22 protein-coding genes are annotated in these 18,065 nt (G+C 70.9%); 14 read left to right on the top strand and 8 right to left on the bottom strand.

Annotated elements, in window-relative coordinates; genetic code table 11:
* The first annotated feature begins 187 nt into the window (after positions 1 to 187).
* Positions 188 to 979: a C40 family peptidase gene (locus LY13_RS10380; RefSeq protein WP_253828126.1), complete on the top strand. Its 792-nt coding sequence runs from the start codon at positions 188 to 190 to the stop codon at positions 977 to 979.
* 111 nt (positions 980 to 1,090) lie between these two features.
* Positions 1,091 to 1,870, top strand: coding sequence for a hypothetical protein (locus LY13_RS10375; protein ID WP_253828125.1), 780 nt, complete (start codon positions 1,091 to 1,093; stop codon positions 1,868 to 1,870).
* 39 nt (positions 1,871 to 1,909) lie between these two features.
* Here LY13_RS10375 and LY13_RS10370 read toward each other — a convergent pair whose 3' ends face one another.
* Positions 1,910 to 2,719: an Fpg/Nei family DNA glycosylase gene (locus LY13_RS10370; protein WP_253828124.1), complete on the bottom strand. Its 810-nt coding sequence runs from the start codon at positions 2,717 to 2,719 to the stop codon at positions 1,910 to 1,912.
* Positions 2,719 to 3,192, bottom strand: a complete 474-nt coding sequence (locus tag LY13_RS10365) for a ribose-5-phosphate isomerase (RefSeq protein WP_253828123.1) — start codon at positions 3,190 to 3,192, stop codon at positions 2,719 to 2,721. Before LY13_RS10365 ends, LY13_RS10370 begins: the two co-directional genes overlap by 1 nt.
* 59 nt (positions 3,193 to 3,251) lie before the next feature.
* Between LY13_RS10365 and LY13_RS10360 the strand changes: the two genes are divergently transcribed.
* Complete coding sequence (locus tag LY13_RS10360; RefSeq protein ID WP_253828122.1) at positions 3,252 to 3,989, top strand: 2-phosphosulfolactate phosphatase; 738 nt, start codon at positions 3,252 to 3,254, stop codon at positions 3,987 to 3,989.
* Positions 3,982 to 4,791, top strand: a complete 810-nt coding sequence (locus LY13_RS10355; protein WP_253828121.1) for an MBL fold metallo-hydrolase — start codon at positions 3,982 to 3,984, stop codon at positions 4,789 to 4,791. Before LY13_RS10360 ends, LY13_RS10355 begins: the two co-directional genes overlap by 8 nt.
* A gap of 9 nt (positions 4,792 to 4,800) precedes the next feature.
* Here LY13_RS10355 and LY13_RS10350 read toward each other — a convergent pair whose 3' ends face one another.
* Entirely contained in the window at positions 4,801 to 5,982 is a 1,182-nt protein-coding gene (locus tag LY13_RS10350; RefSeq protein WP_253828120.1) for a fatty acid desaturase family protein, read from the bottom strand.
* A gap of 116 nt (positions 5,983 to 6,098) precedes the next feature.
* On the opposite strand from LY13_RS10350, the gene LY13_RS10345 reads away from it, so the two are divergent.
* From LY13_RS10345 to LY13_RS10325, 6 genes are all read left to right on the top strand, one after another.
* Positions 6,099 to 7,514 carry an ethanolamine ammonia-lyase subunit EutB gene (locus tag LY13_RS10345; protein ID WP_253828119.1) on the top strand — a complete coding sequence of 472 codons (1,416 nt, stop codon included), beginning with the start codon at positions 6,099 to 6,101 and terminating at the stop codon, positions 7,512 to 7,514.
* The gene (gene eutC, locus LY13_RS10340) at positions 7,511 to 8,233 is read left to right on the top strand and encodes an ethanolamine ammonia-lyase subunit EutC (protein ID WP_253828118.1); all 723 of its coding nucleotides are present in this window, start codon (positions 7,511 to 7,513) and stop codon (positions 8,231 to 8,233) included. Before LY13_RS10345 ends, eutC begins: the two co-directional genes overlap by 4 nt.
* Positions 8,234 to 8,346: 113 nt before the next feature.
* A complete protein-coding gene (locus LY13_RS25940) occupies positions 8,347 to 8,604 on the top strand; it encodes a hypothetical protein (RefSeq protein WP_308216306.1) in 258 nt (85 codons plus the stop codon).
* Positions 8,487 to 8,894, top strand: a complete 408-nt coding sequence (locus LY13_RS10335) for an HD domain-containing protein (RefSeq protein WP_308216296.1) — start codon at positions 8,487 to 8,489, stop codon at positions 8,892 to 8,894. The genes LY13_RS25940 and LY13_RS10335 overlap by 118 nt, the downstream gene beginning before the upstream one ends.
* A gap of 37 nt (positions 8,895 to 8,931) precedes the next feature.
* On the top strand, positions 8,932 to 9,204 hold the full coding sequence (locus tag LY13_RS10330; RefSeq protein WP_253828117.1) for a hypothetical protein: 273 nt from the start codon (positions 8,932 to 8,934) through the stop codon (positions 9,202 to 9,204).
* On the top strand, positions 9,153 to 9,677 hold the full coding sequence (locus tag LY13_RS10325) for a hypothetical protein (protein WP_253828116.1): 525 nt from the start codon (positions 9,153 to 9,155) through the stop codon (positions 9,675 to 9,677). Before LY13_RS10330 ends, LY13_RS10325 begins: the two co-directional genes overlap by 52 nt.
* 134 nt (positions 9,678 to 9,811) lie before the next feature.
* Here the strand turns inward: LY13_RS10325 and LY13_RS10320 are convergent, their stop codons facing one another.
* Positions 9,812 to 10,423, bottom strand: a complete 612-nt coding sequence (locus tag LY13_RS10320) for a mycothiol-dependent nitroreductase Rv2466c family protein (protein WP_253828115.1) — start codon at positions 10,421 to 10,423, stop codon at positions 9,812 to 9,814.
* A gap of 211 nt (positions 10,424 to 10,634) precedes the next feature.
* On the opposite strand from LY13_RS10320, the gene pepN reads away from it, so the two are divergent.
* On the top strand, positions 10,635 to 13,196 hold the full coding sequence (gene pepN / locus LY13_RS10315) for an aminopeptidase N (RefSeq protein ID WP_253828245.1): 2,562 nt from the start codon (positions 10,635 to 10,637) through the stop codon (positions 13,194 to 13,196).
* Between the two features lie 224 nt (positions 13,197 to 13,420).
* Here pepN and LY13_RS10310 read toward each other — a convergent pair whose 3' ends face one another.
* Complete coding sequence (locus LY13_RS10310) at positions 13,421 to 13,918, bottom strand: DUF5130 family protein (RefSeq protein ID WP_253828114.1); 498 nt, start codon at positions 13,916 to 13,918, stop codon at positions 13,421 to 13,423.
* Entirely contained in the window at positions 13,905 to 14,126 is a 222-nt protein-coding gene (gene ctaJ / locus LY13_RS10305; RefSeq protein WP_253828113.1) for an aa3-type cytochrome oxidase subunit CtaJ, read from the bottom strand. The genes LY13_RS10310 and ctaJ overlap by 14 nt, the downstream gene beginning before the upstream one ends.
* A 449-nt stretch (positions 14,127 to 14,575) precedes the next feature.
* Between ctaJ and LY13_RS10300 the strand changes: the two genes are divergently transcribed.
* Entirely contained in the window at positions 14,576 to 15,001 is a 426-nt protein-coding gene (locus LY13_RS10300) for a hypothetical protein (protein WP_253828112.1), read from the top strand.
* Between the two features lie 150 nt (positions 15,002 to 15,151).
* On the opposite strand, the gene LY13_RS10295 is transcribed toward LY13_RS10300, so the two are convergent.
* Positions 15,152 to 15,886 (bottom strand): HNH endonuclease, encoded by a 735-nt coding sequence (locus LY13_RS10295; RefSeq protein WP_253828111.1) that lies wholly within the window; start codon positions 15,884 to 15,886, stop codon positions 15,152 to 15,154.
* A 219-nt stretch (positions 15,887 to 16,105) separates the two neighbouring features.
* On the opposite strand from LY13_RS10295, the gene LY13_RS10290 reads away from it, so the two are divergent.
* Together LY13_RS10290 and LY13_RS10285 are read left to right on the top strand one after the other, a co-directional pair.
* Positions 16,106 to 17,098, top strand: a complete 993-nt coding sequence (locus tag LY13_RS10290; protein ID WP_253828110.1) for a mechanosensitive ion channel family protein — start codon at positions 16,106 to 16,108, stop codon at positions 17,096 to 17,098.
* A 92-nt stretch (positions 17,099 to 17,190) separates the two neighbouring features.
* Positions 17,191 to 17,595, top strand: a complete 405-nt coding sequence (locus LY13_RS10285) for a globin (RefSeq protein WP_253828109.1) — start codon at positions 17,191 to 17,193, stop codon at positions 17,593 to 17,595.
* Between the two features lie 91 nt (positions 17,596 to 17,686).
* On the opposite strand, the gene LY13_RS10280 is transcribed toward LY13_RS10285, so the two are convergent.
* The gene (locus tag LY13_RS10280; protein WP_253828108.1) at positions 17,687 to 18,010 is read right to left on the bottom strand and encodes a hypothetical protein; all 324 of its coding nucleotides are present in this window, start codon (positions 18,008 to 18,010) and stop codon (positions 17,687 to 17,689) included.
* Positions 18,011 to 18,065: the final 55 nt, after the last annotated feature.

Raw genomic sequence — 18,065 nt, 5'->3', positions numbered from 1 at the left:
ACGACGATCCGGCGACGTTCGCGGTGTCACCGATGTGGGTGCCCTCGAGTCGCGGCCGCCGCAGAGAGCGTGTTTACGGTCGTCACGGCTGGCGGGTCACCCCGTCGGCCGAGCACGGTGCCGATGCCACGAGGGCCTCGGCGAGGTCGGGGGACCGGACGTGTGAGCTCCTTACTGGAGGATCAGCGTGTCCACACCGTGGAAGCGCACAGCGGTCATCGGGCTGGTCGGTGGCACGGCCCTCGTGGCCTTCGCGGGCAACGCGGCGGCCGTCGTGCCCAGCGAGCAGTCCCTGCACGACGCACCGGACAGCGTCGAGAAAGGAACCGAGGTCGCCCTGACGGGCACCCTCACCGGGCTGCGGGACCGGCCGGTGAGCGACCAGCGGGTCGCGTTGGAACGCCGCGCGGCCGACGGCGGCTGGCAGGCCGTCGACACCGCGACCACCGGCGACGACGGCACCGTCACGTTCCGACGCACCCCGCAGCGAACCGCCGAGTGGCGGCTGACCTACGACGGCAGCACGTTCCTCGACCCGTCGACCTCGCCGTCGCAGCGGGTCGAGGTGCGTCTCCCACCGCCGCCACCGCCACCGCCGAAGCCGGCACCACCGGAGCAGTCCGCGAAGCCGACCGGCAGGCAGATCGTGAACGTCGCGGCGTCGCACGCCGGCAAGCCGTACGCCTACGGCGCCACCGGGCCGCAGCGCTTCGACTGCTCCGGGTTCGCGCAGTTCGTGCATCGCCAGGTCGGCATCCGGCTGCCGCGCACCTCCGGCGCACAGCACCGGGCCGTGCGGCCGGTCGCCAACCACGCGAAGGTGCCCGGTGACCTGGTGTTCTTCCACGAGGGCGGCTCGGTCTACCACGTCGGTATCTACGCGGGCGGCAACCACGTCTGGGCCGCTCCGGAGAGCGGCGACGTCGTCCGCAAGCAGCGGATCTGGACGAACGCGTACTACACCGGCCGCGCCTGGTGACGATGATCATGCCGGGAACTCCCGGGGCTCCGCGGGCGTTGTCCGGTTCGAAGGAGTCTGTCCGGTCCCCGGTGGGCTCCACCGGAACCGTGTACGCCCCGGGAGTACCCCATGGAACTCGTCCTCGTCGTCCTCGTACTGATCATCGTCGGTGGCGGGTACTACCTGTTGCGGTCCCAGCAGCAGGCCAAGCGCAACCGGTTGGAGGACGCGAAGGCCGACGCCCGCCGGTGGCTGGAACGTCTCGGCGGCCAGGTGCTCAACCTGACCGGCACCGACACGGCCTCGCAGCAGGCGATCGCCGACGCGTCCGAGCGCTACAACGCCGCCGGATCGCAGATGGAGCAGGCACAGACCGAGGAGCAGGCGAAACTCGTCAAGGACACCGCACTCGAAGGCCTCTACTACGTCCGTGCCGCGCGGGAGGCGATGGGGCTCGACCCGGGGCCGGCGCTGCCGGAGGACCGGGAACGGCAGGCCGCGGGCAAGGTCACCGAGCACCGTTCCGTCGACGTCGAGGGCAAGCACTACGAGGCCTCGCCGCAGCCGGGCGCCGACACCCCGCACTACTACCCGGGCGGCCGTGTCGCGGGCAGGCCGGTGCCGCAGGGCTGGTACAGCGAGCCGTGGTGGAAGCCTGCGCTGGTCGCCGGTGCGTGGGGCCTGGGCTCGATGATGCTGTTCAGCGCGATGTTCTCCGGCATGGCAGGCGTGCCCGCGGAGGCCGCGGGCGACGGCGGGGACATGGGCGCCGACGGCGGCGACGGTGGTGATGCCGGAGGCGACGGCGACGGTGGCGGCGACATGGGTGGCGACGCCGGTGGTGACATGGGCGGCGACTTCGGCGGCGGCGACATGGGCGACCTGGGCGGGTTCGACTTCGGCTTCTGACGGCCCCGGCTCGTCACTCCGCGGGCCGCGGCCGGTCCGTCACGCGGGCTGGCAGGTCGGGCACCAGTAAAGGTGCCTGCCCGCCAGTTCGGTGTGCGCGACCGGCGTGCCACAGACCAGGCACGGCTGCCCGGCTCTCCGGTAGACGTACACCTCGCCGCCGTGCCGGTCCTGCCGCGGCGCGCGGCCGGTGACCTCGGGAAGGTGCTCGTCGGCGACCGTGTCGATCCGACCGCTGCGCACGCCCGCGCGCATGAGGGCGACGAGGTCGTCCCACATCGCCTTCCACACCGTCTCGTCGAGGTCGCGGCCCGCGAGCATCGGGGGGATGCCGTGGCGGAACAGGACCTCGGCGCGGTAGACGTTGCCGACCCCGGACAGCACCTTCTGGTCCATCAGCAGCGCCGCGATCGACGTGCGCGACCGCGCGATCCGGTGCCAGGCGAGGTCGGGCCGGGCGTCACGGCGCAGCGGGTCGGGTCCGAGCCGGGCGATGACGGCGTCCGCCTCGGGTTCAGTGAGCAGTTCGCACCGCGTCGGGCCGCGCAGGTCGGTCCAATGTGTCCGGCCGGACAGCCGCATCCGCACCTGGCCGACCGGCTCGGTCTCGGGAAGCGGCGACTCGGTGAACGCCCCGTACAGCCCGAGGTGGACGTGGACGACGCCGTGCGGTCCGTAGTCGTGGAACAGATGTTTGCCGTGGGCGTCGGCGCGCACGAACGTGGCGCCGTCGAGCCGTGCCGCCTCGGTGGCGAACCGGCCCTGAGGGCTGCTCACCCGCACCGGAGCGCCCGCGTAGCGCCGCTGATGCAGCCGGGCGAGCCGGTGCAGGGTGTGCCCTTCGGGCATCAGGCCTCCGGCAGCGCGGGAGCGTCACCCGTCCGTTCGAAGTCGGTCAGCTGCTGCACCCGGCGCGTGTGCCGCGGGTCGTCGTCCACCGACGTGGCCAGGAACGCCTCGACGATCCCGGTGGCCTCCTCGGTGCTGTGCATGCGCGCACCCACGCCGATGACCTGGGCGTGGTTGTGCTGCCGCGTGAGCTGGGCGGTCTCCACGCTCCACGCCAGGCCCGCACGGCAGCCCGGCACCTTGTTCGCGGCGATCTGCTCGCCGTTGCCCGAACCGCCGATGACGATGCCGAGGCTTCCCACGTCCGCGACGACGTGGCGCGCGGTCTCGATGCAGAACGGCGGGTAGTCGTCGGCGGCGTCGTAGACGTGCGGGCCGACGTCGGTGACGTCGTGGCCCTGCTGCTCCAGATGGGCGACGAGGTGATTCTTCAACTCGAGGCCGGCATGGTCGGATCCCAGATAGACACGCACAGCGGCAGTGTGCCATCCCCGCTGCACAGGGCCTCGGGCCACCCGGCAGGGTGTGAGCCATGACGGATGCGACGGCAACTCCGGCGGAGGCGGCGACCGACACGACCCCCGCGGGCACGCAGGCCCCGGCGGTCCTGGCGCAGGACGGTCACGACGTCCGGTTCGACTGGGGCGAGGCCGGGCTGGCGGCCCTGGGCGGCACCTGCGCGGTGCTGGTGGTCGTCGACGTCCTGTCGTTCTCCACCCGGGTGGATCTGGCACTCGCCGCGGGCGGCGCGGTGCGACCGGTCCGGTGGGCCGATCCGCTGCCGGATGCGGACGACGACGGTCCCGAGCCGCTGCGGTCGCCGAACGGCGCGACGCTCACGGTCGAGGCCGGTACTACCGGCGCGCACGTGCTCACCGCCTGCCTGCGCAACGCGGACGGCGCGGCGAAGCTCGCGGCGGAGCTGGCGGCGGGCGGGCCGATCGGCGTGGTGGCCGCGGGCGAGCGCTGGGGCGTGCAGGTCGGTGCCGCGGCGGGGTCCGACGGACCGCTGCGGCCGTGCCTCGAGGACCAGCTCGGCGCGGGCGCCGTCGTCGCGGGGCTGCAGTCCTACGGCGACATTTCCCCCGAAGCGGTCGTGGCGGCGCAGGCGTTCGCCGTGGCCGACGTGCCCGCTGCGGTGCGCGGTTCGGCCTCGGGCCGCGAGCTGACCACGCCCGGCGACGGCGAGCTCCTCGACCGCGCCGTCGAGGTCGGCGCATCGCCGTGCGTGCCGAGGCTCGGCGCCGACGGAGTGCTCACCGGTGCCTGAGTGGATCGAGCAGGCCGCCGGCGTGTACACCCGCCGGTACGCCGAGTTGGACCTGACCGTGGGCCTCGTCGTCGGGTCGGAGCGGTGCCTGGTCGTCGACACCCGTGGCTCGCGCGGCCAGGGCGAGGAGCTGGCCTCCGCGGTACGTGAGGTGACGTCGGCGCCGCCCCTGATCGTGCTGACCCACGCTCACTTCGACCACGCCTTCGGCGCCGCGGCACTGTCCGCCTCGTTCGGGGACTGTCCGATATGGTCACACACGGCATGCCGGTCCGCACTGACGGAACACGCGGAGGCAGACCGTCGGGAATGGACAGAGCGATACCTGGCCGACGGTGAGCACGCCTTGGCAGGCGACCTCGCGGAGACGCCGATCGCCACACCGACGCGAACCTTCGATCGTGCGGAGAGACTGGACCTCGGCGACCGCACCGTCGAGCTGTTCCACCCAGGGCCCGGGCACACCGGCCACGACGTGGTCGCCGTCGCCGGTGACGTCGTGTTCGCGGGCGACCTCGTCGAGCACGCACCGGGTGGATCGTTCACCGAGGAGTCCTTCGGGCCCGACACGCACCTCACCGCATGGCCCGCCGCCCTCGACCACGTGCTCGCCCATCGGCCACGTGTCGTCGTACCCGGCCACGGCGACCCCGTCGACGCCTCGTTCGTCGCCCGCGCCCGGGACGACCTGCGCGCCCTCGCGGACCTGCGCGCAGCGGTCCGGGCCGGCACGCTCACCGTCGCCGACGCCGTCGAGGCCGCTCCCCTGCCCCCTGAGGTCGTCCGGGCGGCGCTGGCGTGACACCCGGTGTCAGGCCGCCTCGCCGGGACACCCTGTGTCCCCGGGCTTCGGATTCGCCGGCTCCCCGGTATTCGCCGCCTCCCTGGGATTCGTCGGTTCCGCTGGATGCGTCGGCTCGCCGCTGCGCAGTGGCTCGCCGACGTGGTGGAGGTGGCCGAGGGCCTCGCGCCACGACGCGACGAGTCCGGTCTCGTGATACGGCACGCCGATCTCCTCGCAGTACCGGCGCACGATCGGCTGCGCCTTCCGCAGATGCGGCGTCGGCAGGTGCGGGAACAGGTGGTGCTCGATCTGGTAGTTCAGGCCACCCATGACGTTGTCGACCAGCACGCCGCCGCGCACGTTGCGGGTCGTCAACACCTGCTTGCGGAGGAAGTCGAGCCTCTCCCCCGCTTTCAACGTCGGCATGCCCTTGTGGCCCGGGGCGAACACCGATCCCATGTAGACACCCCACAGCGCCTGGTGCACCAGGACGAACGCGATCGCCTTGCCCGGTGACAGGACAAGCAGCAATGCACCGAGGTACCCGGCGATGTGGAGCGCGAGCAGGGACGCCTCCACCCGTCGGTTCTTGATGCGCCGGTTCGCGCGGCGGCCGATCACGGCGCGCACGCTGGAAAGGTGCAGGTTGAACCCCTCCAGGGTGAGCAGCGGGAAGAACAACAGCGCCTGCCTGCGTCCGATGATGCGCGGCAGCCCCCTGCTGGCCAGCGCCTGCTCGCGGGACCACACCAGGATGTCCGGCACCACGTCCGGATCGTGATCCTCGTGGTTCGGGTTGGCGTGATGCCGGGTGTGCTTGTCCATCCACCAGCCGTAGCTCATGCCGATGCCGAGGTTGCCCGCGAGGAGCCCGGCAATCTTGCCCGCCCTGCGGGTGCGGAACACCTGCCGGTGCGCCAGGTCGTGCGAGATCAGCGCGACCTGGGCGAACACGACCGCGAAGAACGCGGCGACGAGCAGCTGCCACCACGTGTCGCCGAGCGCGACGAACGCGGCGAGGCCGCCGCCGTACAGGGCGGCGACGATGCCCGCGCGGGCGGCATAGTAACCGGGACGCCGGGCGAACAGCCCCGCAGCGGCGATCCGCCGGGACAACACGGCGAAGTCGCTGCCGTGCCGCGTCGTCGCAGGTTCGGCGTGGGCGGCTGTGTCGGTTGCGGAGGCCCTGTCGGCCGAGGTGGGCGTCATGCCTCAACACTCGCCGAGCCACCGCCGCGGTGACATCCTGCGCTCCCCCGACGTTCCGCTGGTGCAGGCCCCCGTTCGGGGCCGACAACCCACCCGCGGACGACTACCCTCGCCGCATGCGGTACTCGCACACGCTCCGCGATCGCACCTACACCTTCGACGGCCTGGTCGAACTGCTGGCCAAGGCCACGCCCAACCGTTCCGGCGACCGGCTGGCCGGCTGCGCCGCCGAGTCCGACGCCGAGCGCGTCGCGGCGCGGTGGGCGCTGGCCGACGTGCCGTTGACCACCTTCCTCACCGACCCCGTCGTGCCGCCGGAGGACGACAACATCACCCGGCTGATCTGGGACACGCACGACGGCGACGCCTTCGCACCGGTCCGCCACCACACGGTCGGCGAGCTGCGCGACTGGCTGCTGGACACCGCGGCGGGACCCGACGCGGCCACCCGGCTGTCCGCCCTCGCACCGGGGCTCACCCCGGAGATGGTCGCCGCCGTCTCGAAGCTGATGCGGAACCAGGATCTCGTGTCGGTCGCCGCCGCCACGTCGGTGACCACGGCGTTCCGGACCACGCTCGGACTGCCCGGCAGGTTGGCGACGCGGCTGCAACCCAATCATCCCGCCGACGACCCCGCGGGTGTCGCCGGAGCGGTGCTCGACGGACTGCTGCTCGGCGCGGGCGACGCGGTGATCGGGGTGAACCCGGCCTCGGACAATCCGCGGACCGTCCGGGACCTGCTTCACCTGCTCGACGACATCCGCACCCGCTACGAGATCCCCGTCCAGTCGAGCGTGCTGACGCACGTGACGACGACGATCGACCTGATCGGGCAGGGCGCACCGGTCGACCTGCCGTTCCAGTCCATCGCGGGCACGCAGCGCGCCAACGACGGATTCGGCGTCACCCCGGCGATGCTGGCCGAGGCGAACGACGCCGCCCGCGGGCTCGGGCGCGGTTCCGTCGGCGACAACGTCCTGTACTTCGAAACCGGCCAGGGAGCCGCACTGTCCGCCGACGGGCACCGCGGCACCGGTGGGCGCCCTGTCGACCAGCAGACGCTCGAGGCCCGCGCCTACGGACTGGCGCGGGTGTTCGATCCGCTCATCGTCAACACCGTCGTCGGCTTCATCGGACCGGAGTACCTGTACGACGGCAAGCAGATCGTGCGCGCCGGGCTCGAGGACCACTTCTGCGGCAAGCTGCTGGGACTGCCGATGGGCGTCGACGTCTGCTACACGACCCACGCCGAGGCCGACCAGGACGACATGGACACGCTCCTGCTGTTGCTGACCGCCGCGGGCTGCACGTTCGTGATCACCGTGCCGGGTGCCGACGACGTCATGCTCGGCTACCAGTCGACCTCGTTCCACGACGTGCTGACCACGCGACGGATCACCGGCACCCGACCGGCGCCGGAGTTCGAGACCTGGTTGGCGGGACTGGGGATGCTCGACGGCGCCGGCCGGGTGCGCGCCGTCGACCCCGCCGAGTCTCCCCTGCGGGAACTGACGGCGAAGGCGGGCGCATGAGCACGTTCTGGGACCCCCTGCGGCAGCGCACCCCCGCGCGCATCGGGTTGGACCGGGCCGGGGACGCGGCGCGGACCCGCCACGTCCTCGAATCCGCGGAGGCGCTCGCGCTGGCCCGCGACGCGGTGCACGGCAGCCTCGACGTGGACCGGCTCGGTGGCGAACTGCGGGCGTTGGGACTCGGCGAACCGGTCCACGTTCCGTCGGCGGCGCCGGACCGCGCGACGTACCTGAGTCGTCCCGACCTGGGACGCCGTCCTGCCGACGTGCCGGAGCTCGCTCCCGCGGACCTCACGCTCGTCGTCGCCGACGGGCTGTCCGCGGAGGCCACGGCGCGGCACGCTGCCGGCGTCCTCGCGGCGCTGCTTCCGGAGCTGCCCGGCGCCCTGACGGTCGGGCCGCCGGTCATCGCGACGCAGGCTCGGGTGGCGCTCGCCGACCACGTCGGCGCCGCCCAGGGAGCCCGGCTGGGTCTCGTGGTGATCGGGGAACGCCCCGGGCTGTCGGCACACGACAGCCTGGGCGCCTACCTGACGTGGGCTCCGGCTCCGGGAACGGCGGACTCGGCACGCAACTGCGTGTCGAACATCCGCCGCCCGCACGGACTCGGCCACGCCGACGCGGCCCGCACCCTGGCCCGGCTCATCGCCGGAGCCCGCCGCATCGAGGCCACCGGCGTACAGCTGAAGGACACGAGCGGCCTACTCACCGACGAGTGAACAGGCCCCCGGGGGAAGATTCGTCGCGTTGAATGCCCCCAAGGGCACTGTGGTTGCACTCAACGCAACCAAAGTGCCCTTGGGGGCGCCACAACGGGCGCTATCGTGAGGTCATGACGCTCGCGGTCGCCGCTCGTGCACTGGCCGAAACCCTGGTCGGTCCGCTCGGCCGACGCTGGGAGCACGTGCAGGGCGTCGCCAACCGGGCAGGCGAGCTGGCCGCGCTGTCCCCGGTGATCGCCGCGACACGTTGGTGGCGGCTGCCTGGCTCCACGACATCGGTTATGCGCCAAAGGTCGGCGATACGCGGTTTCACCCTGTGGACGGTGCCCGTTACTTGCGTGACCACGGGTGGCCCGGCGAGATCGTGAACCTGGTGGCGCACGACTCGGGGGCTCGTTACGAGGCTGCCGAGCGGGGCATGTCCGACGCGCTCGCAGAGTTCCCGTGCCAGGACGGCCCGGTGATGGATGCGCTTGTCACCGCCGATCTGACGACCGGACCCGGCGGCGAACGCCTCACGTACGACGAGCGCATATCCGAGATACTTCGGCGGTACTCGCCCGAACATCCCGTACACCGAACATGGACGAAGGCCGCCCCGATCCTTCGAGCGTCGGTCGAGCGCACGGAATCCCGTGTTTCAGCCCGTTCAGCCTAGGTGTGGCTGTTTTCGGGTGCTGTCGACGGCGTGCTCGATGCGCATCCGCATCGACGGAGGGGTGTTCAGCTCGCCGTCAGCCGATCCGATCGCCGAAGACCGCATGCATCAGATCAACGCCGAAGAATCGCAGCCCGCCCGGAGCGGGCCAGTACAGCGACGTTGCGCGCCGATCGCACCCCTGCAGTCGTCGAGCAAACGCCGCGCGGCCGATGCGCAGCGCATCGGTTCGGAAGCCGACCAAGACGGTGAGGTCGAATGCCGCTTACTGCCACCCGCACGGAAGACGACCCGTTCTACGACGAACTGACCATTTGCACCAGCGACCCTGACGGAAGGGTCGAAGTCTCCGGCGGCAAGGTTCCCACGGTCATCATTACCCGGTCCCCGGACGCGGCCGTAAACCGATTCGTTCCCATCGGCTCCCGGGAGGCCGGCGAACTGACGATGACGGTCGACGGGTCCACCGCGGAACTTCGCCCGGGGAAAGGAAAATGGACCAGACGATCATACCGAGTCGACGTCAGCGTCGCCGGGACGAAGTACAGGTTCAAGCCCAATTCCATCGCCACAAGTCAACTGATCCGCGCGGGAAAGAAGATCTTCGAACCCTCGATGGATGACGAACACGGCGATTTCCTCGTGCAGTGGCTCGTCAGCCGCGCCGACACCGAACCCGCCGACGCCGCGATCGGGTACGCGCTGGCCGTGGCGTTCCGTACCGGCGCCGCGAACCTCGTCTCGGCACTCATCAACGGGGCCGAAATGACCCTGCCGGACTGATCCAGCCTGGCCTACTCACACTGAGCGCACGAACAGCCGCACTGTGAGCCCTACTGCGCCTGGCAATGCCCCCAAGGGCACTGTGGTTGCACTCAACGCAACCAACGTGCCCTTGGGGGCGCCACAACGGGCGCTCAGTCGAAGTTGAGGTCTCCGGTGCGGGTGCGCTTGAGTTCGTAGAAGTCCGGGTAGCTCGCCATCGCGACGGCGCCGTCGAACAGCTTCACCGCGTCGTCGCCGCGCGGGATGGACGAGAGCACCGGCCCGAAGAACGCGACACCGTCGACGTGCAGCGTCGGCGTACCGACGTCCATGCCCACCGGGTCCATGCCCTCGTGGTGGCTCTTGAGCAGCGCCTCGTCGTAGTCGCTCGAGGTCGCCGCGTCGAGCAGCTCCGGCGGCGCCGACACCTCGGCCAGCGCCTCCTTCAGCACCAGGTCGATGTCCTTGTTGTCCTGGTTGTGGTAGCGCGTGCCGAAGGCCGTGTAGTAGGCGCGCAGCACCTGCTCCCCCTGCTGCTGGGCCAGCGCGACGGCGACCCGCACCGGGCCCCACGCCTTCTTCATCAGCTCGACGTACTCGTCGGCCAGGTCGCGCCCGGAGTTCAGCACGGCCAGGCTCATCACACGGAAGTTGAGGTCGATGTCCCGGTGCTTCTCCACCTCCAGGATCCACCGTGAGGTGATCCACGCGAACGGGCACATCGGATCGAAGTAGAAGTCGACGCGGGTGCGGGACTCGGTCATGGGACGTAGCTCCTCGGTCGGCCTGGTGGGTCCATCCGGGCCAACACCGCGCCATCGCGGGTTGTTCCCACGGCGACGCGCGTGCGCATGCGATCACACCGAGCTCGCCCACCACCCACGCACTGGCGATTCCCCGTGCACGCGCGGCGGCGGCCATGATTGGATCGGCGGACGTCCTGTTGTCCACCCACGACCGATGACCGAGGTGTCCGTGCCCGCGCCCAACCTGACCCGGGACGCCGCGCAGCAGCGCGCCGACCTGCTCGACGTCCAGTCCTACGACATCCTTCTCGACCTCACCGACGGCCGGGGCCGTCCCGGCGAGAAGACGTTCGACTCCAGGACCACGATCACCTTCGCGGCCGCGCGGCCCGGGGCGGAGTCCTGGGTGGACATCGTCGCCGAGGGCGTGCGGTCGGCGACGCTCAACGGCGCCCCGCTCCCGGTCGACGGGTACGTCGAGGACGACGGCCTCACCCTGCCGGACCTCGCGGAGACGAACGAGCTGACGATCGAGGCCGACTGCCGGTACATGAACACCGGCGAGGGCCTGCACCGCTTCGTCGACCCGGTCGACGAGTCGGTGTACCTGTACTCGCAGTTCGAGACGGCCGACGCCAAGCGCATGTTCGCCTGCTTCGACCAGCCGGACCTCAAGGCCACCTACCGGCTCACCGTCATCGCGCCGAAGGGCTGGAAGGTCGTCTCCAACGCGCGGGTCGAATCCGAGTCCGAGACGCCCGAGGGCGCGGTGCGGCTCGTGTTCGCCGAGTCCGAGCGCATCTCGACCTACCTGGTCGCCCTGGTGGCGGGCCCGTACGCCGAGTGGCGCGACGAGTACCGCGACGAGCACGGCACCATCCCGCTCGGCATCTACTGCCGGGCGTCGCTGGCCGAGTACATGGACGCCGACCGGCTCTTCACCGAGACGAAGCAGGGCTTTGCCTTCTACCACGAGAACTTCGGCGTGACCTACCCGTTCTCGAAGTACGACCAGCTGTTCGTCCCCGAGTTCAACGCCGGGGCGATGGAGAACGCCGGCGCCGTCACGTTCCGCGAGGACTACGTCTTCCGCAGTCGCGTCACCCGCTACTCCTACGAACGCCGCGCCGAGACGCTGCTGCACGAGATGGCGCACATGTGGTTCGGCGACCTGGTCACCATGCGTTGGTGGGACGACCTGTGGCTGAACGAGTCGTTCGCGACGTTCGCCAGCGTCCTCGCCCAGGCCGAGGCGACCGAGTACACCGGCGCGTGGACGAGTTTCGCCAACATCGAGAAGTCGTGGGCGTACCGGCAGGACCAGCTGCCCTCGACGCATCCGATCGCCGCCGACATGGTCGACCTGCAGGCGGTCGAGGTGAACTTCGACGGCATCACCTACGCCAAGGGCGCCAGCGTCCTGAAACAGCTCGTCGCCTACGTCGGGCAGGACAACTTCCTGTCCGGGCTGAAGCTGTACTTCGACCGCCACGCGTGGGGCAACGCGACCCTGGCCGACCTGCTCGCCGCGCTCGAGGAGGCATCCGGCCGCGACCTGTCGTGGTGGAGCGCCCAGTGGCTCGAGACGACGGGCCTCAACTCGCTGCGCCCCGCGTTCGACACCGACGCCGAAGGCCGGTTCACGTCGTTCGCGATCCTGCAGGGCGGTGCCAAGCCGGGCGCGGGCGAACTGCGGACCCACCGCGCGGCGGTCGGCATCTACGACGACGTCGACGGCAAGCTCGTGCGTACCCGGCGCGTCGAGCTCGACATCGACGGCGAGCGCACCGACGTGCCCGACCTCGTCGGCGCCGACCGCGGCAAGCTCGTGCTGGTCAACGACGACGACCTGACCTACTGCACCATGCGTCTCGACAACGACTCGCTCGTGACGCTGATCGACCGCATCGGCGACATCACCGACCCGCTCCCCCGCACCCTGTGCTGGTCGGCCGCGTGGGAGATGACCCGCGAGGCCGAGCTCAAAGCCCGCGACTTCGTCACGCTCGTGCAGCGCGGCATCGGTGCGGAAACCGAGGTCGGCGTCGTCCAGCGGCTGCTGATGCAGGCCCAGACGGCGCTCAACTCCTACGCCGAGCCGGGCTGGGCCGCCGAACGGGGCTGGCCCGCGTTCACCGCACGGCTGCTGGAGTTGGCCCGCACCGCCGAGGCCGGTTCCGACCACCAGCTCGCGTTCGTCAACGCACTGGCCGCCGCGGTGCTCGGCGAGCAGACCCTGTCGGTGCTCGCGGGATGGCTCGACGGCTCGGCACCCCTGGACGGCCTCGTCGTCGACACCGACCTGCGTTGGCGGCTGCTGCACGCGCTCGTCGCCCACGGCAAGGCCGGCGAAGCGGAGATCGCGGGCGAACACGAACGGGACAACACCGCCACGGGCCGCCGCCACGCCGAACGTGCCCGCGCGCTGCGGCCGACCGCCGACGCCAAGGCGGAGGCGTGGGAACGCGCGGTGCACGACGACGAGCTGCCCAACGCGGTGAACGAGGCGATCATCGCCGGCTTCTCCCACCCCGGGCAGAAGCACCTGCTCGACGGCTACGTCGACACCTACTTCGCCACGATCGACGAGGTGTGGGCACGCCGTTCCAGCGAGGCCGCCCAGCCGACCGTGGTGGGCCTGTACCCGTCGTGGTCGGTCACGCGCGAATGCATCGCGGCGGCCGACGCGTGGCTGGAAGGCGACCACGCGCCCGCACTGCGCAGGCTGGTCTCGGAAGGCCGTGCAGGCGTGGCGCGCGCGCTCGCGGCCCGGGAGTTCGACGAGAGCTGACCGTCCTGGACGGTGCGTGCCCGGCCGAGCCGGGCACGCACCACCGAGGCCGGTCCCCGAAAGACAGGACGCCCGAAAGACAGGGCGCCCGGAAGACAGGGCGCCCGGAAGACAGGGCGCCCGGAAGACGAAGCGCCCCGGCACCGAACGCATCGGTGCCGGGGCGCCGGTTTCGATCACGCCACGCGGTCGGGCGCGGGCCATGCCGGCCCGGAACGCGGCCGTCAGCGTGCGAGGTTGCTCCCCGCCTGGTCGGCCAGCATGCGCAGGCCGCTGACCAGACCACCCGTCAGGTCACCTTCCTTGAACGAGGCGACCATGCTCATCACGGCCAGTTTCACTGCGCGGTCGGGGACCCGCTGCGTCGTGTTCGCGCCGGTGACGACCTCGACGATCCGCTCGCCCGGCGACACGGCGATCAGCACGGCGTCGTCGCCCTGCTGACCCAACCGGTCGTGCAACTGCTCCGCCGCGGCGCGGGTGTCCTCGGACCCGAGCGGGCCGAGGTAGATGCTGAAGTCGATGCCGGTGTCGCGCGTCGCCAGCGCGAGTGCCTCGTCGATCCGGCTCAGCTGCTGCGTCGAGAATGGGCCGTTCGGAGTATCGGGTACGTACTCCTGGGCTCGGGAGATGCGCCCACTCGTCGTCACCACGGCGCCGGACGGCAGGTCCGCGGGGTCGACGTCGGACTCATGGTCGTGGACCAGTTCACCAGTTGCCACGGGCACCTCCTCGGTCCGTCGACGGGCTGCCGGACGTATCGGCACTCACCGGGTTGGCACTCCACCATGTCGCGGGGTGGTCCCACTCCTGCCCCGGGCGATACCGTGGCCGGCCCGCGAACTTCGTACGCAGGGTGACCAGGGCGAATACGCCGCAGATGGCGAGCGGGATCACCGCGAAGACCAGGGTCGTCTCGAGGATGCTCACGAGCGAAGGGTATCCGACGAGCCCCTACACGTGACCACCTGCCGTGCCGCCACGCCGCGCTGATCCGTGCCGCTCGCCGCATCTCGACCACCGTCCGCCGCTTGCCGGAGACGGAATGGCACGTTGAGCCGAAGAGCCGCTGGCAGAAGGTTGCAACTCGACGTACAGCCGGACTCACCGACCGCATCGTGCTTGTCACAGGTGAACGGCCCTCGTACGTTTTTCACACGTACGGGTTCTTGCGCCCCGACGTTCCCAACGCCACTGATTTCCGCCTGTCACAGGAGGCCCACATGCTTCACGTCCTGAGCCCCGCCGCGACGAGCGACAACGCGACGTCGACGGATGTCGCCCGCCCCGCCGAGCTCGGAACGCGGGTCACGCGCGGTACCCGCGTCACGTGTGGCACCCGAGTGACAGCAGGCACGCGCGTCACGCGCGGTACACGGGTGACCCGCGGCACTCGGGTCACCATGGACACCCCCGCCACCATGGGCACCCGCGTGACCCGCGGAACCCGGGTCACCTCCGGCACCCGCGTCACGATGGGCACCCGCGTGACCCGCGGAACCCGGGTCACCATGGACACCCCCGCCACCATGGGCACCCGCGTGACCCGCGGAACCCGGGTCACCTCCGGCACCCCCGCCACCATGGGCACCCGCGTGACCCGCGGAACCCGGGTCACCTCCGGCACCCCCGCCACCATGGGCACCCGTGTCACCCGCGGAACCTGCGTCACCTCCGGCACCCGCGTCACGATGGGTACCCGCGTCACGCGCGGAACCCGGGTCACCATGGACACCCCGGCCACCATGGGCACCCGCGTGACCCGTGGCACCCGCGTCACTGCGGGTACCCGCGTCACCGTCTGATCCCTACGACCCGGTACGTCGCCGCGGCGTTCCCTCCTCGGCGACGTGCACGACGAAAGTCGCAGACATCGCTCCGGCGGCCGGCTTCGACGCCGCCGGAGCTTCTGCGTGCCCCTGCCTGCACCCCGCAGGCCCGGGACGGCCGAGGCTCTAGGCTGCCGGCGCTCCGAGATACTGCCGCCACTGCGGGTCGGTCTCCTTCGCGTGCGCCAGCAGCCGCCAATGGGGCCCGTACGGCGCACGCGGAACGGTTCGCATCGTCCAGCCGAGTTCCGAGAGCAGCTTGTCCGCCTTGCGATGGTTGCACTTGGCGCAGCAGGCGACGCAGTTCTCCCACGAGTGCTCGCCGCCGCGACTGCGCGGCTGGACGTGATCGATCGTCTCGGCCCGGCCGCCGCAGTAGGCGCAGCGGAAGCGGTCGCGATGCATCAGACCGGCACGCGTGAGCGGCACCTGTGCTCGATACGGTACCCGCACGTAGTTCGACAACCGGATCACCGACGGCACGTCCACGGTCATCGTCGCGGCGTGCAGCGTGAGGCCCGACGGATCTTCGTGCACGACTTCGGCCTTGCCGCAGACCAGGAGCACGATCGCTCGGCGCAGCGGCAGTGCCGTCAGCGGTTCGAACGTCGCGTTCAGCAGCAGGACCCGGCGTTTGCCCCAGCCAGGACCGGACGAACCAGAGCCCGCCTCACGGGATCGCCATGCCCCCGGCGTGCGGGGAACCCTGCCCGCGCGCGGCGGGCCGGTGGGATGCGGCCCCGTCGGGGCCGTTCCACCGCGGTTCGCGCCGGACGCCGGCGCGCACAGCATGACCTCCGACGCAGTCCCGGCCGGCTGCCGGGGGTGAGCGCCGTGAGGGCTCGGTTGTCGGTCTGGCACGCGACCACCTCCACCGGTGCTGCCCTAGTCGACCACACATCGCCCCTGGAACGCACGTGTGTTAACGCACGTGTCCACTCGGAGTACCGTGGCTGTGGAGTTCGACGTGGTCAACATGCCTTACCCGCGCCCCGACGGGACCGCCGAAGTGGGCGGCATCACACCCCCCTCATGATCATGTTCGCCACGCCCATGCTATGGAAGGAAACGTTTCTCCCCGTGGACCAGTTGCTCAGCGAACCCCCGTCCTGCATTCAGGAGGCGGGCACCTGGTGCCAGCAGATCTGGCAGCTCACCGGTAACGAATGGCTGGCCGGTTCGGCGAACTGGCTCATCGCCAAGCCGTTCACCATCCTCGTCATCGCGATCGTCGCGTTCGTCATGCGGCTGTTCATCCGCAGGCTCATCGACCGGATGACCCGCACGCCGGAGGACGACGGCAAGGACAGGACCAAGACCCCGGCCCTGCTCAAGCCGCTCAAGGAGAAGGCCCCCGATCTCGTCGGGCCCGGCATCCTCGAACGTCGCAGGCAACGAGCCAAGACCATCGGCTCGGTGCTGAAGTCGATCACGACCGTCGTCGTCTACACGATCGCTGTCGTGCTCATTCTCGGCGAGTTGGGGATCAACCTCGCGCCGATCCTCGCGTCGGCGGGCATCGTCGGTGTCGCCGTCGGTTTCGGTGCGCAGAACCTCGTACGGGACTTCCTGTCCGGCATCTTCATGATGCTGGAGGACCAGTACGGCGTGGGCGACGTCGTTGACGTCGGAGAGGCCATCGGCACCGTGGAAGCCGTCGGCCTCCGGATCACGACGTTGCGCGACATCAACGGCACCGTCTGGTACGTGCGCAACGGCGAGGTGCTGCGCGTCGGCAACTTCAGCCAGGGCTTCGCGGTCGGTGTCGTCGACATTCCGGTGGCCTACGACGCCGACCTGGACCGTGCGACGACGATGCTCGAGGAGGTCCTCGCCACGTCGGCCGAGCGGGAGGATCTCGCGCCGGACATCCTCGAACCTCCGACGGTTCTGGGTGTCGAGAGCGTGACGCCCGAGGCGGTGCTGCTGCGCCTGACCGTGAAGGTGCGCCCCGGCAAGCAGTGGGCCATCCAGCGCGCGCTGCGTGCCGACGCGATGGCCGCCTTCGAGCGTGCCGGCTTCCAACCGCCGTTGAAACGACTGTTCCAGAGCGGCGGCGGCACGGGCGCCTGACCGACGGGGACAATGGACCCCAGCCCTGCCATCGTCCGAGACGCCCCCGAGTTCGACCAGCCCCAACGTTCGAAAAGCCGAGGTATTCCGAAGTGTCTGAGGCCAGCGGCGGATCCGCCGACCCCCGCACGTTCTACGACGCGGTGGGCGGTGAGGAGACGTTCCGGAAGCTCGTGGCGCGGTTCTACGCCGAGGTCGCCGACGACGAGGTGCTGCGCCCGCTGTACCCCGAGGAGGACCTCGGCCCGGCCGAGGACCGGTTGCGGCTGTTCCTCATGCAGTACTGGGGTGGGCCGCAGACCTATTCCGAGCAGCGCGGCCACCCGCGCCTGCGGATGCGGCACGCTCCGTACAAGATCGGCCCCATCGAACGTGACGCGTGGCTGCGGGCGATGCGCGTCGCGGTCGACGAGACCGGCATCGCCGAGCCGTACCGCACGCAGCTGTGGGACTACCTCGAGATGGCGGCCCAGTCGATGATGAACAGCTGGGTCTGAGCACTCGCCGACGTCACGGGAGGGGCGCCGTGGTCACCGTGACCGCGGCGCCCTCCGGGTGCCCGTGTCCTCATGCCACGACACCCGCCGGTCAGCCTTCCGCGCCCATGCCCATGTCGCCGATCCCGCCGGGGTCGAAGGACTGGTCGGCGTACTCGTCGTAGGCCTGTGCGCCGACCCAGCCGGCCGCACTGCCCGCGGCCAGGTAGGGCGCCGCGCCGCCGAGGGCGCCCGCGACCCGTTGGAACCGGGTGCGTTCGTTCGCGTCGGGGACCGGTGATCCGGCCTGCTCGGCGGGTGGCCGTTCCGTCCGCCACGGCGTCTCCTCGGGGCGGACCTCTGCCAGGAACTCGGCGGTCGGGTCGGCGGGCTCGTCGGCCCGCTCCCCCTCCGCGCGTCGCGACTCGTCGCTCATCCGCCAACCATGACACCGGCAGCCGGTTCGTGTCACCGATTCACCGCAGGTCACC

The sequence above is a fragment of the Prauserella aidingensis genome, from assembly GCF_024171865.1.
GTDB classification, from domain to species: domain Bacteria; phylum Actinomycetota; class Actinomycetes; order Mycobacteriales; family Pseudonocardiaceae; genus Prauserella; species Prauserella aidingensis.
This window is presented reverse-complemented; position numbering and strand designations above follow the sequence as displayed.